Origin of the sequence: Halalkalibaculum sp. DA3122 (assembly GCF_043951865.1) — a bacterium.
Lineage (GTDB): Bacteria > Bacteroidota > Rhodothermia > Balneolales > Balneolaceae > JAMQKA01.
Genome location: NZ_JBINJF010000005.1, coordinates 52,669 through 69,816, shown reverse-complemented (window position 1 = coordinate 69,816; position 17,148 = coordinate 52,669). Strand labels below are relative to the sequence as shown.

Genomic DNA, 17,148 nt, shown 5'->3' with positions numbered 1-17,148 from the left:
CTGCTAACAGCATTATTATGTTCATTTAATTCGCTTTTCGCACAGGGACCAGGCCAAGAGCGGCCGAATATTGTGGTTATTCTAGCAGATGATCTCGGGTATGGAGATATTTCATCCTACAATGATCAAGCAGCTTTTCAAACACCGAATATTGATGAACTGGCAGAAGATGGAATGAAATTCACGGATGCGCACACCACGTCTGCGGTCTGTACGCCTACCCGGTACGGCCTGTTGACGGGGCGGTATAACTGGCGATCAAGACTAAAAAAGTTTGTGCTCAGCGGGTATTCAAAGTCGCTTATCGAGCAAGAGCGGCTAACTCTTCCCGAGCTGCTCAAACAGCGCAATTACCAGACTGCTTTTGTAGGGAAGTGGCATCTTGGATGGAACTGGGAGTTCACCGGCACCGGACAGCCGGAAAATATCGATGCACTGGATAGCCGGCCCGAAGTCGACTTTAGCCAACCCATACAAAACGGCCCTTCTGAACACGGCTTTGATTATTCTTATGGGATCTCCGGTTCACTCGATATGCCTCCCTATGTTTATGTTGAGAACGGCAGCCCCACATCAATCCCAACAAAAAAGACCGTCAATTATGATGAAAAGGGCTTTTGGCGGAAAGGACTAACGGCTCCGGATTTTACCCATACAAAGGTGTTGCCGCACATGACGGATAAGTCGTTGGAATTTATTTCCAGGCAGGAAGAGGGTGATAAGCCTTTCTTCCTGTACTATGCGCTTCCCGCTCCCCATACCCCCATACTTCCCACATCGGAATTTATCGGGAGAAGTAATGCCAACCTATACGGGGATTTCGTAATGCAGGTGGATCTCGTCGTCGGAGAAATTGTGAACCAATTGGAGGAGCAAGGGATGCTCAAGGAGACCTTGATTATCTTTACCAGCGATAACGGGGCATCACCCCGGGCAGATTTCGAGGAGCTTGCAAGAGCCGGACACGATCCAAGTTATATTTACCGTGGACACAAGGCCGATATTTATGAAGGAGGACATCGGGTTCCTTTCATCGTAAGCTGGCCGGGCAAAATAACGAATGGATCTGTCAGCAATGAGACGATAAGTACGGTAGATCTGATGGCCACGATGGCCGACATTATGGGAGAAGACCTGGCGGAAGATGAGGGAGAGGACAGCTATAGTTTCCTTCCAGTGTTGATGCAACAGCAGTTTAATAAACCGCTCCGGGAAGCTACCGTATTTCATTCTGTTGAAGGGCGTTTTGCCATCAGAAAAGGAGACTGGAAGCTAATTCTATGGCCGGGTTCCGGCGGGTGGAGCTATCCCAATACAGAAGAACAGTTAAGAGGACTGCCTCCATTTCAGTTATATAACCTGGAGCAGGATCCGGCAGAAACCAAAAATTTAATTTATATTTATCCTGAAAAAGTTAAAGAACTGAAAGCACTCCTGGAAAAGTACATCCGGGAAGGTCGTAGTACACCCGGCATTCCACAGGAAAATGACGGCCCGGAACGGTGGGCCGAGCTCGACTGGATGGACCTTTGAATAATGATCAAATACCGATTTTCAAGATACCGTTAATTGAGGATAAGGATACTCAATTATTTCGTTGCAATTATTCTTTCCGGCCTTTGAAATTTTTGTTGGCCGAGTGACTGGAGCCTAAGCGTTAAGAAACCATTTATATCTGAGATCCGTGCTTCTCAGCGGATCGAGTTAAATGGTTTTAGCGAAGGCACAAGGAACGCAATAAAAATTTCACCCGCCGGCGATGTTTTTGGTTCATTTTTTCGTCGTTCAAAAAATGAACAACAACACAAAGTTTTTATTGACAAGTGAAGATATATTCTGCTGAATTCTTAAATCATGCTCACGTTTATAAATAAGATGAAATGAGAGAAAAGTCGTAAAGACGAAGTGTATCTACAGTGTCGCCGCCGTGGTACAATGGCACAAGATGAGGTCAGTGAAGATTAAAACTTATCAGAATTATATGGATTTAATTGCATCAAACAGTTCGTATAATTTCTGACCTGCTCTGTTTATCATCTTCTGCAACCATCAGGATACGAGTTCCGGGTACGACATCCGGCAGTCCAATATTGGGTAGCGTGCCATCTTCAAAGCTGCGGCAAGCCCTGATGGGAATTCCATCCAGCCTCATAAAGCGAACGTCGGCATTAGCCAGCGTGCTAATAGCCGGAAGATGACTGTTGGGAGCCTTGCCCGTTGTACGGGCTGTAGTCTTAACGTAGCCTCCTCCCCGGGGAATTTCGTCCGGACGATCCGCGATATTCCTGATATTAAAACTAATTTCTGGGTCCTTCTTCGTCGGATCAAAACTCATTTCCAGGAAATTCCAGTATACCGGACCTTCTTTCTTCTCCAGTTTGGGGTTGTCATAATCCTGGTGATAGAGGGCGATGGCCTCAAGTTTACGTCCATCGTAATCCTCCATTTCAGGCCCCCAGTCCTCCGTTAGTAATCGCCCGCCATGTCTCCCAATCGGACCAAAGGAGCACTCATACAAATTGTACGTACTGTTTTTGATGATGCTCCCCGCGTGTACATCACCATAGACACTGACAACGCCACTTCTACTTCCCAGTAATTCAATTACACGATCGGCGCCTGCGGTCACCCATCCTGCATAGTCGGCGGCCACGCGGTCGCGTTGACCAAACTCCGGCCATGGTTTAGGTTGACCATAGGGAATCCCAGCCCAGATGGTATGTAACCCGTTAATGCCGGTTAGGCAGATAATGTTGGATGAATCAGTACGAATGTTTTCCTGTAGCCATGCAAATTGCTCTTCGCCCAGCAGGGCCCGGGTTGGGTCGGTACGCTTGTAGATACTTTCCTTATGTCCCCAGCCTTCATCGTCCCATATGTTGGTATCCTGGGAAGTACGCCATAACCGGGAATCCATAATCATGAGGGTGAAATCCTGGTTGGGCATCTTCCATTTTCGCCATCTTTTGGGGTTGTCCGTTCCACTTGGATCCTCTTTCCCCGTCATCAGGTGACTTACAATCTGGAAGTTGCGAATCATGTATTCAGGATCCTGCCCCAGGTTTTTCATATTACGGAGGGCGATCTGTTCAGGTCCCTTTACATCATCCATACCGTGATCGTGATCGCCCGGGTTTAGGACATTCCAGTGACGCATCATCTGCCAGCGGCTGGTTGGCCCACATATAGTAGTCGTAACGATCTTGTAGGCATCGGGTGTGCTGGGTGGGTATAGCAGCAGCTCCATATACCAGATATCATCCTCCCAAAGCATTATTTGAAAATCATATTCATCCAGATGCTCGAAAGAGCCGTAGCGAGGTTGGTCGTGCACAAAAAAGCCTTCCCCGGACTCACTTTGCGGCAGGGTTGTGTGATTTTGGTGAATAGCGTGGCAGCTTAATCCACAAAGTTTATAAGGGGCTTTAAGCTGTGGAAGTCGACCTACATAGTTGCCATTAGATGGCACATCCCCAACTAAACCGGTACCCGGTCCACAGGAATCCGTGCCGATACGGGGATCCCCGGTCACATTTTTCCCATCTTTCCACACGGTGTAATACATCGTTTTTTCAGCAGGACTAAAGGGAAGTTTGGCATCAATGACAGCTGTGTTGAGTCGAAAGTCATTATTTACTATTTGACCGTTTCCAGCTGTTTCTACCTGCTCCCATCCACCGCTGGGGTTGGGAGAGTCACTAATTTTAATGGAAGCCTGTTGGCCGTTATTTCTGAAGAGGCCCATAAAACGCGCTTGCCAGTTGCCATCGGTATCCTGTTGCAAGGTATCGCCCAACACGTAGCAGGAGTGGCACTCATTGAGGGGAGCATTCAGTTTTGTATTGTTTAAGGGAGTCAGGCTCAGTTCCCTAATTTCAACATCCAGCAGGCCCCTGCAAGCAATACCAAAATACCCATTTGTTATCATTTCAGGATCATCCGTAACTGCTGTAATTGTTTGTTGATCCCCGTCATTGATAGTAATGGAGGCAGATACCCGTGATTGCTCCTTATTTTCTGGACGAACTTCTATTCGTATGGTAAAGGTGTCTCCCTTGGCGAGTGAGGCCATTTCAGTATTAGTTTGGCCACCGACTTCTTCCAGCTCCCATTGGGTGTGTCGTTTTATGCCAAAATTTGAGGCATCATCCAACACCGCCATCCAGGGAGCATTTTCATGAGGATGGAAGCTGTCAAATTGGGTCTTTCCGCCGATGGCAATACCGATAACACCGTTCCCCTTTTTATACATGCGCCACTCGGGGTTGTCATCTGGCAACGGATCGTGAGCCAGAGCCATGATCGTACCACTCAGGGTAATCGCGTAATTCTCTTTCAATTTCCATTTCCGGTTCCACATGATGCCCAGTGGCAGGGAGGGATCGTAGTCAACATCCATAATACCCTCCGGAGAATCGGGACCGGACTGTAACCGGTGCGTTTCATAATGAAAAGGAAATCCGGTGTTGCGGGCACGGTCTCCCACGTTTTTCAATTTTCGCCGAAGTGTTTGTTCCTGTGCCTGCCAATATCCTGGATTCAGACTTTCCCAATCAGAGGCATCGTACCAAAGTTTTGCAGGTTGATTGGTTTGGGAAACAGGAGACTTTCCTTTTTGGTTCTGAGATCCTATGATTGAAATTGACGGTAAAGAAAGAAACAGGAGTGAGCTTGATGACCGCTTTAAAAATTCCCTGCGGTCTAGTTTATTTTTATCATCCATCGCCATGTTATTTAACTATATGAATTTTAAAATATGAGAGTAATAATATCTGGACTACTAAACCAGCAAAAGCAAAAAAAGTACGATCATCCGTTGAAAAAATAGTAGTTAGTAGTTCGAGATACTTTTAATAAATATCCTGTAAGTAGAACAGTGGGAAAAGATCAATTTGAGATCTTTTGATACAGCATGACATTTGAAAAAAGACAATGAAGTGTCGCTAAGAATGTATTGCCATTGGTAAGAAGATGACTGGAAAGACTGCACTAAAATGTTATAAATGTAAAGTGTGAGAGATTCTGAGTGAAACAAATATTGCAAAAAAGTAGTTTTCCCTGTCTGCAGAAGAGGGGTAAAGAGTAAATTTATTATTAGATAATTGAATTTTACTTTGTGAACGCTACAAAAGATACTGTTAACAACAAAGATGCTGACAAGTATTTGATTTAATCAGCTTTATTAAAGGAAAATAATTTATGCCTATTACAATCACCGATTTCAGCGTACACGATATCCGTTTTCCCACCAGCCGTGAACTGCACGGCTCGGATGCCATGAATACAGCCCCCGATTATTCGGCGGCTTACCTCATTTTTAAAACCGATAGGGATGGACTGGAAGGGCATGGGCTTACCTTTACGATTGGGAAAGGGAATGACCTTTGTGGGGCGGCGATTGAATTAATTGCTGAAAAAGTGGTGGGCGAACCACTGGGTAACATTACAGGTGATTTTGGCGGATACTGGAAGAAATTAAACGGGGACAGCAAATTGCGCTGGCTGGGCCCGGAAAAAGGGGTGGTGCATCTTGCGACAGCGGCGGTCGTCAATGCGCTGTGGGATCTGTATGCCAAAGTGGAAGAAAAGCCGCTCTGGCGACTCTTGGCCGATATGACTCCCGAAGAGCTGGTTCGGTGCGTTGACTTTAGCTATATCACCGATTCGATAACTCCGGAAGAAGCGGTGGGGCTGCTCAAAAAGCTGGAACCCACCAAACAGCAGCGCATCGAAACACTGCAACAGCAGGGATACCCGGCATATACCACCTCGGCCGGCTGGCTGGGATATTCCGACGACAAAATTCGAAATTTATGCCGCCAGGCGGTGCAGGAGGGATGGACCCATCTTAAGATGAAGGTGGGAGCCGATCTGGAGGACGATATGCGTCGGGCCGCCATTATCCGCGAGGAGATCGGATACGACCGGGTGCTGATGATGGATGCAAATCAAACCTGGGATGTGGATGAGGCGATTGCCAATATGCGAAAGCTGGCCCGGTTTAATCCCTGGTGGATCGAAGAGCCGACCAGCCCGGACGACATCCTGGGTCATGCCGAGATCGGCAAGGCTATTGAGCCGATCAACATAGCTACAGGTGAGCACTGCCAGAACCGGGTGATGTTCAAACAATTTTTCGAGGCCGGGGCCCTGGATATTTGCCAGATCGACAGCTGCCGGGTGGGCGGGGTCAATGAGAACCTGGCGATTATGCTGATGGCTGCCAAGAATGAAGTCCCGGTGTGTCCCCATGCTGGCGGGGTGGGGCTGTGCGAATATGTGCAGCACCTCTCCATGATCGATTATATCGCCATCAGCGGAAGCATGGAAAACAGGGTGACCGAATACGTGGATCACCTGCATGAGCACTTTTTGGATCCGGTAATCATCAAAAACGCTCATTATATGCCCCCGGAACGACCTGGATACAGTATCGAAATGAAGAAAAATAGCTTGCGCGAGTATGCCTATCCACAGGGTAAAATCTGGCAGGAGATTTCAACAGAGTAGATGAGAGAAAATGCCGGAATTGGGCAAATAAAACAGTTTTACAAAGCCCTCTGAACATTGATCCGGGTCTGAATAATGAACAGCAATAGCAATATTGATAAAACCGATTTCTATGACAGAAATTAAAGAGGTATTTACAAAGCAAGGCAAGGGGCTGAGGGCCCCCTTGGTGCCATTCATACTTATAACAAGCCTCTTTTTTATGTGGGGGTTGGCCAATAACCTGACCGATACCCTGCTGGCCGCCTTCAAGCGGATCATGAGCATGAGTGATTTCCAGACCTCCTGGATCCAGATGGCTTTTTACGGCTCCTATTTTTGCCTGGCTCTGCCCGCTGCAGTGTTTATTAAACGATTCACCTATAAATCAGGTGTCTTGCTGGGGCTGGGGATGTACGTGGCCGGGGCCCTCCTGTTTTACCCCTCCAGTATTGCGATGGACTACGGGTTCTTTTTGGGATCGCTTTTTATTCTTGCGGGCGGACTTTCAATCCTGGAAACGGCCTGTAATCCCTATATCATCGCGATGGGAGATCGAAAGACCGGAACCCGCCGGTTAAACCTGGCGCAGTCCTTCAACCCGATCGGGTCGATTTCAGGTGTTGTTATCAGCAAGTTCTATATCCTTTCGAACCTGGATGTGGCCAGTGCAGAGGAGAGGGCGGCCATGTCCGCAGAAAAGCTGCAGCAGATCCAGCAGGCTGAACTGGATGCTGTTATGGGTCCTTACGTCACCCTGGGATTGATACTGCTGGGAATCTGGCTTGTGATCGCCTTTACCAAAATGCCGAAGGCTTCAACCGAGAGCACCACGATCGACCTGTGGCCCACCCTCAAGCGACTTGTCAAAAGGAAGCAATACGTTCTGGGAGTGTTAGCCCAGTTTTTTTATGTGGGAGCACAGATCTGTGTATGGTCGTTTACGATACGGTACGTGATGGAGGAGCTGAGCCTGGTTGAGTCAGCAGCCTCCAACTATTACATTGCCGCTCTTGTCGTCTTTACGATTTTCCGGTTTATCAACACCTACCTGATGAAATTTATCAAACCGGTAAATCTTCTCATCGGGTCGGCTTTACTGGCTGTTCTATCTACGTTTTTGGTCATAGTGGGCAGCGGGTACCTGGGAGTCATTGCGCTGGTGGCCATCTCGGGCTTTATGTCCCTGATGTTTCCAACCATATTCGGGCTGGCTTCAGAGGGACTTGGGCAAGATACCAAAATCGGCAGTTCGGGACTGATCATGGCGATCGGCGGCGGGGCTGCACTGCCACCGCTGCAAGGACTCCTTTCGGATGCCACCGGGAGTATTAATATTTCATACTGGATACCCCTGATCTGTTTTTTCATTATCGCCCTGTACGGATGGCTGAATAAAAAATATGATCCGGCAAAACTGTAGTATAGTGATCAAACACTGGATCCGGGCTTTCCCAGACAGAATGCATATAACACCGATTATGCCGATCTGAGCAGAAAAACTATTGGCTGTTGCTTTGCTAAGGCACAAATTACCATTAACAATAAAAAGCTTTGTAGAGCATTTCAGTTATGTACAATACCCAAAAAATGAGTAGTGATGAATAGCCAAAAATCAGACTATCAGTTTAAACGCTATTGTAAAACGCTTACCCTGAAGAATGATCCTGAACTGATCGAAGAATACAAGCGGGTGCACGAGAATGTGTGGCCGGAGATCAAAAAGGGGATGCGGGAGGTCGGTATCCTGAACATGGAGATCTATATTCATGGCAACCGGCTGTTTATGATTATGGATACCGCGCCCGGTTTCGACCATGACAAAGCGATGCAAAGGCTGGCAGCCAAACCCCGGCAGGCTGAGTGGGAGGCCCATGTAGCCCGGTTCCAGGAAACCACGGAAGAGGCTTCTGCCGCTGAAAAATGGCAGCTCATGGAGCGGATATTCAAACTAGATCAACGCAAAGAACACGGGGACCAGGAAAAGTAGCGATTGGCTTCGGCTGGAGGGATCGGGCTTGTGCACGATTGTGGATTACAAAATCTGTTTCCGAGAGCACATCGGAATCTGGGGCTTTATCCATGGGTAAAAATCTTTTTTAACCTGAGTTCGAGATGATGATTTCAAACAGAATGCCTGTTTTCCTTGAAATGGCAAGAAAACAGTCCCTCTTTGAGGAGGGTGGACCAATCGCGTGGTTTTTGCAAGTGGGTCGGGAGGTGCAGGTCTGACATAGAGAATAAATACCCCTCCCCTGAAGGAAAGATTAAAGGCCTGCCCCGGGAAACTAAGAATCAATGTAAAGCTGGAAGTTATATAGAACTCAGGTTTTTTACTGAATAGTAACCTTGCGTATTACGTGGTTGTGATGGTCCGCAACAAAGAGAACGGTTCCTTCTTCGTTGATTGCCAACCCTATGGGACCGTTAAACCGGGCGTTGGATTGCTCCCCGTCAACCAGTCCCGGTTCGCCGTTGCCGGCAATATTGATCACCTCTCTTTGTGGAGAGATGCGCCTGATACGGTGATTGTAAAAGTCGGCTACGTAGATTCTGTTGTGTTTGTCGACTGCCACATCATAAGGGGCATTAAAGCGGGCTTCACGCGCCGCCTCGTCCATGTACCCCGGTTCTCCATCCCCGGAAAAGGTGCTGACTACACGCTTTGAACTGATAAGCCGGATGCTGTTGTTCCCGTAATCTGCAACAAATATTCGTCGTTCCGGCCCGAGATCCATCCCAAAAGGGAAGTGAAACTGTGCCATCTGTCCATAGCCGTTTTCAAAGCCCCGTTCTCCTGAACCAGCGTATGTTCCTACCTCACCCGACGACGTCACCCAGCGGATCCGGCTACTGCCCGAGTCGCTTACATAGAGCGTATCATTTTCAGCGAGGGCAATTCCGGCCGGAAAGTTAAACTGCGCCACATTGGGCGGACCGTCACGGTATCCCGGGACCGTCCCGGAGAAAGTTGTTACAGAACCTGAATTTGCCAGGTACCGGATGCGATGATTGCCAAAATCTGAAATAAAGATGTTCCCTTCGCCTGTCACTTCTGCATCGGTGGGGCGAAAGAACCGCGCCCGTGATCCCGGGCCGTCACGAAATCCACCCGTACCGTCGCCGGCCAGTGTCTGCACATAGCCATCGGGAGTGATTATTCGGATGCTGTGGTTCCAGTGGTCAACGACAATCAGCTCACCATTCGGGGCCAGTTCCAGTCCCACCGGGTAGTTGAAGCGTGCATGGGTGCTCTCCCCGTCCCTGAAACCGAGGGAACCTGATCCCGCATAGGTACTTACATGAACGGTCGGGAGGTAGATAAAAGAGGGGCCCGTCGCCGTTTTTTTACCTACACGTACCTTTACAGCACCGGATCCTGCTCCCTTTGGCACTGTTGTTTTGAGCGCGGTGGGGGAAGAGGCCAGTACTTCTGCAGAGAGGCCGTTGAAAGTGATGACGTTTTCGGCGGGGATGTCACTGAATCCACGACCGGAAATGGTCACTTCCGTACCAAAAGTGCCTTCAACAGGAGTGATCGAGCTGATCTGAAACCGGGATTCCTCCATGATTGAATCTGTACCGGTTCCGGTCTCGCCGCATGCCATCGGTAAAATAGCTGTCAAGGCAATGATGCCACGGGCGAATGGTTTGGGCAGGTACATGGTTCCAACCCTGAGTATTAATTGGCAGGGATCTTTGCAGAACGAGAAATTGAGGGTTTTGCAAAGCCCTTCGTTGTTAATTTAAAAGCTATTTGGGAAGCCGATCATTCCCGACCCTGCATTTAAAAACAGGGAAGCAGTGTTGGGTGACCGGGGCACATTCGGTTGTCCAGTGGATGTACCCATAGAATCCGTCCCAGGAACTGTTCAAGCCCACAAACCCAACTCATTCACTCACTCAATCACTCACTCAATCAATCAATAAGTCCCCGCCTACTGCTCCAGGATTCGCTTCGCTGTGAGGCTGTCGGAGATAAGCACATCGATATTCTTGCCGTTAAGGGCGCCCTCTATAACCTCTACTTTATCGGGACCGCCCGCCATGCCCACTACGGTGTCAATCCCCATCATTTCTTCCGGAGAAACGCCTATAACCAGGTCTTTAAGAGAAGTGTCAATCTCTTTACCATTGATATCAAAAAAACGAAGGGCGATATCGCCAACCGCATCGGAGTTGGTGATCTCCCTGCGCACCTTCTCGGATATCTCGTGCGTGTCTTCTGTGAGAACCGGGTTGGTGTGAAGAGCCCCGAGCCCCACATACAGCGTATCGATATCAGCGAACTGGTCGACAGCCCCCTTAACCTGCCGGTCGTTCAGCAACACCTCTTTTGCCTGTACGCTTCCGACAATGCCGGGAGCGGGGAGGAGGGTCAGTTTGGCGTTGAGCGCCTGGGAAAGCCGGCGCGATATGTCCGTGGCGTGCGCTTTTGCTTCAGGGGCCCCCACGCCACCCAGCGCCTGCACAACATGCAGATCGTTAATAGACTTTGGCTGCATCGCATCCAGCATGGCCTGCAGCGTGGTACCCCACGTAACTCCAATTAAATCTCCCTCTTTAACGGTACGGTGCAGGTACTCAGCGGCGGCGGAGCCGATCTGTCGTTTGATAACCTGTGAGGATAGCTGCTCGTCGGATTCTACCAGGACGACTTCCTGAAGGCCGTATTTTTTTTCCATGGCATTCTCCAGCTCCACGAAATTGGCATTGGGAGTGACAACAGATATCTGAACAATGCCCTGTTCCCGCGCCTGCTTCAACAAGCGAGAGACTTTGGGCCGGGAAAGATGCAGGCGGTTGGCAATCTCCTGCTGGTTATAATCCTGATCATAATATAGTGAACTCACCTTGCTGAGCAGGCGTACATCGATCGAGTTTTGGCTGCCGGGCATAGAAAATTAGATTGATGGTTAACGTGTCATGCTCCGGTACAGGTACGCGTCCGGTATGTTCAGAACCGCCAGACGAAACCTGCCGGTTCAGTACGTCACTGTACCCCTGACTAAAATTGAGCGATTAAATCGATTATCACAAGTAGGCCAACGGTTTCGCTTACCGAACGGCCTGAATGAAAGTCGCTCATAACCGTTATTTCCGGTTGACATTAAAGCCAGTTTTGTTAACTTAATAGAACAATAGTTCAGTCATGAACATATGTTCAATATACTGACTTGCGAATTTAAAAAAAAGGGATGCCGATCATTTCCATACAAATCGGTGGATAGTAAGCAATCGCAACGAAGTTATTATCAATCAAAAACAGGAAGGGTTGCTAAATGTTAGTAAATGTTACAAAACCCAGGGAATGGGATGATACGCATGACATCGATCCGGATAAGCTTTGGTCAGAACTTCAGATGGGAAACAAAGAGGCTATTTCAAAATTATTTTGCCTGTACTACTCTAATTTATACAACTATGGATACAATATAATACCGCGCCGGGAGCTGGTGCGTGATTGTATCCAGGAGCTGTTCCTGACCCTCTGGAACAAAAGGGAGGGGATCAATCAGCCCCATTCGGTAAAGGCCTACCTGATATCATCGTTTCGGCGCATCATTCTTCGAAAGTTAAAGCGGTACCGGAACCGGAAAAAGAGGAACCAGGTGTATACCGAAAACTTCTTCGAAGAACCCTTTAACGTGGAGGAGCTGATGGTACACTTTGAAACGGAACGGGAGCTGAAACGGAAGCTGAAAGAGGCGCTCAACTCACTGAGCAAAAGGCAGAAAGAGTCGATTTACCTGAAATTTTACCAGGGATTGACAACCGACGAGATTTCTCACGTGATGGAGGTCAACAAGCAAAGCGTGTACAACCACGTCTCGGAGGCGATATCCAACATGCAAAATTACATACAGGTGAACCGGTAGTTCTTCAGGCCGGGGGATATGCCTGGTTCCGCATTCTCTGTTTTGGCAGCTTATTGTCACTGTTTTTTCGGACCTGTTTTCAAAAACTTCTAATTTGGCTTATCTTCAAATAAAGTCAAGCTAGACTAAAGTAACGTTTTGGAACAGAACTATACATTGGCAGACCTGCTTAATGACGAATCCTTTTTACGCTGGCTCGAAGATAAGGCTCCCCGGCGCCAGTCAATTAAATGGAACCGGTGGGTTGCGCGGTCACCTGAGCGGCGCAAACTTGTTGCCCGGGCCCAGATAGTTGTTTCGATGCCGTTTAAAGATTGGGGCAGCGAGTCCGACAAACAGCAACAACTCGAAAGGTTAATGAACGTACTTAATAAAACCGGAAATTTGAAGCTCATCAAGACTGACGACGGGTAGCGACCGCTCACTGAAAAAAGTTCCCGTTATGGTTGATTCCCTTCCGCCGCATGCCGTAAGTCTTTCTCTTTGAACATTTTTCAAATAATTCAAAAAAGTAGGAGTAGATTTGCAGATGCACCCGCTCTTTATAAATGAATACATCAGTAGCACTTACTGATTAACTGTAGGTAGAATAACCCATATTCCCTTAGTATCTACAGTCCTTTCCTCTGGCCTGACCTGATTACGTCAGGCCAGTATTTTTTTGAGCACGTTTAGAGACCGGGATGTGCAAAAGCACGATTTCCTAATTCCTTTTTGATCAGCCTGCTTTTCTTCGGAGCCATTGCAGGCTCGTTATAGATTACTAAACACACTCCTCACGGACAATGCACTTTCACACTCTTTCTCCCCCGCAACAGATTGTAACGACGATGAAATGGATCTATGAAGGGGGAATGACTACCTCAACGGGAGGGAATATTTCACTAAAAGAGCCTGGCGGGGATATCTGGGTTACCCCCTCCGGAATGGACAAGGGGATAGTCGGAGCCGATGACATCGTCCATCTTGATCCCGATGCAAAAGTAATTTCTGAAGGAAACCCCTCTTCCGAGCTGCCCTCGCACTATTGCATCTACCGGGAGCGGCCGGATATCGGGGCGGTCATTCATGCCCATCCGCCGGGACTCATTACGTTCAGCATAGCAGGTGAAATACCGGATACCAATATCATTCCCCGCATGCGGGAGGTTTGCGGGAACGTGGGATTTGCGCCTTATCGCATTCCCGGAAGCGAGGCGCTGGGCCGCAGTATTGCAGGGCAGTTTGCCCGGGGCCATCAAGCGGTGGTCATGGAAAATCACGGGGTGGCAGTAGGAGGAAAGGATCTTGACGAGGCATACCGGCGGTTTGAGTTGCTTGAAGCGTGTTGCCAGACCATCATTCATGCGAATCGAATAGGGAACTGGCGGGGGTTGAGTATTGAAGAGATAGAGAAACGCCGATTACAAACGAGATCGATGCCGTCTGGGGATCATACGCCAGACCACTCTGAACAACTGGATCTGCGAAGCGCTGTTACCGAAATCGCAAAAAGAGTCTGCCGGCAGCGCCTTATGACCAGTAGCGGGGGCTGCCTGTCTGTTCGTACCGGCGTGGAAAGCTGCTGGATCACCCCCGAAAATATAAACAAACGGCTGCTGGAACCGGAAGAGCTGGTGCTGCTTCGCCAGGGACAGAGCGAAAAAGGCAAGGTGCCCGACCGCCTGGCAACGTTGCATCAGCAGATCTACCTGCAACATCCGGGTGTGCGAACAGTAATTACGGCGCGTCCGCCCTGTCTTTCTGCACTGGGGATCACAGGCCGCACGCTGGACACCCGCACGATTCCGGAAAGCTATGTCTTTTTGCGCGATATTCCGCTGGTTTCATGCAGCCGCGAGCTGAACGATCCGGAAGAGGCAGGGAGACTGAGCGGCATGATCTCATACGAAACGCCGATGTTGCTGATCCGGAATGAGCTGCTGCTCGTTACGGGCCGAACGCTGCAGGAGGCGTTCGATCGGCTGGAGATCGCTGAATTTGGTGCACGCTCAGCCATTGATGCCCTGGTTATGGGCGGAGCAAACCCGCTGCATGAAACACAGTTGCGCGGGCTTGAAAAATTTATAAGCTGATCTTGTTGGATTTCACCGAGAAGTTGTTTGCAGAACCTCCCTTTGGGGATGACAGAGTACGGAAAACCGATCCATTCTACGACAGGAAACATTTACATTTTTTTAAGGAGCCCACCCCGATATTTATTTGACATAGTTTCAAAAATTATCCATTTAGGATGTGGGATTTTGTTAAAAACAAGAGCAACAAGTCCCGGGATTTTTCTGTGGAAAATCAGTAGATATCCAAACCGGCCGTCTCTATATATAGTAAGGCAATTAATGTTAGGAGATGGAACTCAATCCATGTAATAAGTGGAGAACGTTGAAAAACCAGGGATTTTGCTCAGGATCAATCCTGTATGCAGTGGATATCCCGTTAAATGAGTATTTAGATGTGTACATGCCGAAATTGGGCAAAACAACGGTTTTGCAAAGTCCTCTATAAAGTAAACTATATATTCAATTCTTAAACCTTTGCTTATGAGTAATACATATCCAAAACTTCATAACGCTGCGTGGCCCGGTGTCGTCGGAAAAGGGCCGGATTCGGAACCGCCAATCGGCCTCGATAAAATGCTGGAGATGACAGCCGCGGCTGAAGTCAACGGTACCAAATTCGATGGGATCGACCTGTTTCTATACGATCCGCATATTGATATTGACAGCTCGGAAGATGAGATCAAAGCCCTGGGCGATAAAATTGCCGATCTCGGGTTGAATGTCGGGAGTCTGGTGGCCCCGGTATGGCCGGATATCGGTGGAGGCTCCGCCATGGGAAGCGAGGAAGATCGCAAGAATTTTGTAACGCAGGTTAAAAAATCCTGCGAGATCGGGAAGACATTGCGCGAGCACGGGGTGCGCTCATACGGCGTTATCCGCATCGACTCAGCGGTGGACCCCGGTACCTGGGCAGAAAACCCGGAAGAAAATACCAAGCTGATCGCCCAGACATGGCGCGAAGCCTGTGATGTTGCCGCCGATTACGGTGAAGACCTCGCTGCCGAGGGCGAGATTTGCTGGGGCGGAATGCACAGCTGGAAAACGATGGTCAATACGCTGGAGCTGGTCGATCGCGACAATATCGGGTTCCAGGCGGATATGGCACATACCCTGCTGTACCTGCTCGGGTATAATGCGCCGGACGATCGTATTCTTCCGGAAGATTTTGATTGGGACGATCGCGAGACGCTCACGGAAGGCCTGAAAGAGATGACGGCCGCACTGCGCCCCTGGACGATCGATTTCCATGTTGCGCAAAACGACGCAACCGTATTTGGGTCAGGTACCCACGAAAAAACGGGACGTCATTGCCTGCCAAACGATCCGGACGGAAAGCTGAACATCGCGGAAGATGCCGGGCACTGGCTGCGCGACGAAAATGGAGAGCTTACCAAGGCGTTCAAGCATATCTGCTGGGATGGCTGCATGTTCCCGAATGAGGTGATGACCAAGCAGCAGACCTGGAACGATATCCTTGAGGCTATGATCGAAGTTCGTAACCAGCATGGCTGGAGCGAATAGGCAAGAACAGCGTAATAAATTGCAATAAAAAAGCAGAAGTAACATGTCGGATAAAAAAGAATTAAGAATTGGTATGGTTGGGTATGGACTCATGGGAAGGATCCATACCAATGGGTATAAACGAGTGAATGATTTCTTCCCCGAACTGGAACATCGACCCGTCTTAAAAGCTGTTTCGGGTCGTACCGAAGAAAAGGTGAAGAAATTTGCCGACCAGTGGGAATACGAATCGTATGAGACAGATTGGAGGGCACTCGTTGAACGAGATGACATCGATGCCATCGATATCTGTACTCCCAACGATACGCATGCTGAAATAGCCATTGCAGCGGCCGAGGCCGGGAAAATGATTCTGTGTGAAAAGCCGCTGGCCCGCACAGTCGCCGAAGCCAGGCCGATGGTGGAAGCGGTGGAAAAAGCAGGAGTCGCAAATACAGTCTGGTACAATTACCGCCGCGTGCCTGCGGTAACGCTGGCCAAGCAGATCATTGATTCGGGAAAGCTCGGTAAAATATTCCATTACAGGGCGAACTTCCTGCAGGATTTCACAATTAATCCGGATGTGCCTCAGGGCGGAGAAGCGTTGTGGCGTTTGGACAAGGATGTCGCCGGATCTGGTGTGACCGGGGACCTCCTGGCCCACTGTATTGATACGGCAATGTGGCTGAACGGTGGAATCAAGGATGTCTCTGCTATGACGGAGACCTTTGTGAAGGAGCGGGTTCATCAGGAAACGGGTGAAAAGGAAGAGGTCACCATTGATGATGCCTGCACGTTCCATTGCCATTTTGACAATGGATCACTGGGTCTATTTGAAGCTACCCGCTATGCCCGTGGACACAAAGCGCTGTATACGTTTGAAATAAACGGAGAACATGCGTCAATCCGGTGGGACCTGCATGACATGAACTGGCTCGAATTCTTTGATCACTCAGATGATCCAAACGTTCGGGGATGGCGTAGAATTCATGTGTCTGAAAGCGAACAGCCTTACATGGATCGCTGGTGGATACCGGGAACTTCCATCGGGTACGAGCATACCTTTTTGCACCAGGTAGCTGCTTTTCTTGAATCTATCGAAACGGGCGAACCTTGTTCTCCCACCTTCCAGGAAGCACTGGAGACACAGAAAGTTTGTGAATCTGTGCTTGATTCCGCTTCTTCAAGAAGCTGGAAAGATACCGGCGTTGACTGGTAGCTTC

12 protein-coding genes are annotated in these 17,148 nt (G+C 48.9%); 9 read left to right on the top strand and 3 right to left on the bottom strand.

The genetic code is table 11. The annotated features are described in order from the left end of the window. Positions 1-72: 72 nt before the first annotated feature. Entirely contained in the window at positions 73-1,533 is a 1,461-nt protein-coding gene (locus ACG2F4_RS04930) for an arylsulfatase (RefSeq protein WP_395259100.1), read from the top strand. A 463-nt stretch (positions 1,534-1,996) separates the two neighbouring features. Here ACG2F4_RS04930 and ACG2F4_RS04925 read toward each other — a convergent pair whose 3' ends face one another. Continuing rightward, positions 1,997-4,495 carry a hypothetical protein gene (locus tag ACG2F4_RS04925; RefSeq protein WP_395259099.1) on the bottom strand — a complete coding sequence of 833 codons (2,499 nt, stop codon included), beginning with the start codon at positions 4,493-4,495 and terminating at the stop codon, positions 1,997-1,999. Positions 4,496-5,199: 704 nt separating this feature from the next. Between ACG2F4_RS04925 and ACG2F4_RS04920 the strand changes: the two genes are divergently transcribed. From ACG2F4_RS04920 to ACG2F4_RS04910, 3 genes are all read left to right on the top strand, one after another. Continuing rightward, positions 5,200-6,510, top strand: coding sequence for an L-fuconate dehydratase (locus ACG2F4_RS04920; RefSeq protein ID WP_395259098.1), 1,311 nt, complete (start codon positions 5,200-5,202; stop codon positions 6,508-6,510). Positions 6,511-6,622: 112 nt separating this feature from the next. Continuing rightward, positions 6,623-7,912 carry an L-fucose:H+ symporter permease gene (fucP, locus tag ACG2F4_RS04915; protein WP_395259097.1) on the top strand — a complete coding sequence of 430 codons (1,290 nt, stop codon included), beginning with the start codon at positions 6,623-6,625 and terminating at the stop codon, positions 7,910-7,912. Between the two features lie 177 nt (positions 7,913-8,089). Continuing rightward, positions 8,090-8,479, top strand: a complete 390-nt coding sequence (locus tag ACG2F4_RS04910) for an L-rhamnose mutarotase (protein WP_395259096.1) — start codon at positions 8,090-8,092, stop codon at positions 8,477-8,479. A 343-nt stretch (positions 8,480-8,822) separates the two neighbouring features. Here ACG2F4_RS04910 and ACG2F4_RS04905 read toward each other — a convergent pair whose 3' ends face one another. Further along, positions 8,823-10,154, bottom strand: coding sequence for an IPT/TIG domain-containing protein (locus ACG2F4_RS04905; protein ID WP_395259095.1), 1,332 nt, complete (start codon positions 10,152-10,154; stop codon positions 8,823-8,825). Positions 10,155-10,427: 273 nt separating this feature from the next. Next, a complete protein-coding gene (locus ACG2F4_RS04900) occupies positions 10,428-11,387 on the bottom strand; it encodes a sugar-binding transcriptional regulator (RefSeq protein WP_395259094.1) in 960 nt (319 codons plus the stop codon). A gap of 384 nt (positions 11,388-11,771) precedes the next feature. On the opposite strand from ACG2F4_RS04900, the gene ACG2F4_RS04895 reads away from it, so the two are divergent. The 5 genes from ACG2F4_RS04895 (at position 11,772) to ACG2F4_RS04875 (ending at position 17,144) form a co-directional block, all read left to right on the top strand. Beyond that, positions 11,772-12,368, top strand: a complete 597-nt coding sequence (locus ACG2F4_RS04895) for an RNA polymerase sigma factor (protein WP_395259093.1) — start codon at positions 11,772-11,774, stop codon at positions 12,366-12,368. A gap of 156 nt (positions 12,369-12,524) precedes the next feature. Then, complete coding sequence (locus ACG2F4_RS04890) at positions 12,525-12,782, top strand: hypothetical protein (protein WP_395259092.1); 258 nt, start codon at positions 12,525-12,527, stop codon at positions 12,780-12,782. Positions 12,783-13,153: 371 nt separating this feature from the next. Continuing rightward, the gene (locus ACG2F4_RS04885) at positions 13,154-14,443 is read left to right on the top strand and encodes a class II aldolase/adducin family protein (RefSeq protein WP_395259091.1); all 1,290 of its coding nucleotides are present in this window, start codon (positions 13,154-13,156) and stop codon (positions 14,441-14,443) included. Between the two features lie 462 nt (positions 14,444-14,905). Continuing rightward, positions 14,906-15,946, top strand: a complete 1,041-nt coding sequence (locus tag ACG2F4_RS04880; protein WP_395259090.1) for a sugar phosphate isomerase/epimerase family protein — start codon at positions 14,906-14,908, stop codon at positions 15,944-15,946. A gap of 43 nt (positions 15,947-15,989) precedes the next feature. Further along, a complete protein-coding gene (locus tag ACG2F4_RS04875; RefSeq protein ID WP_395259089.1) occupies positions 15,990-17,144 on the top strand; it encodes a Gfo/Idh/MocA family protein in 1,155 nt (384 codons plus the stop codon). Positions 17,145-17,148: the final 4 nt, after the last annotated feature.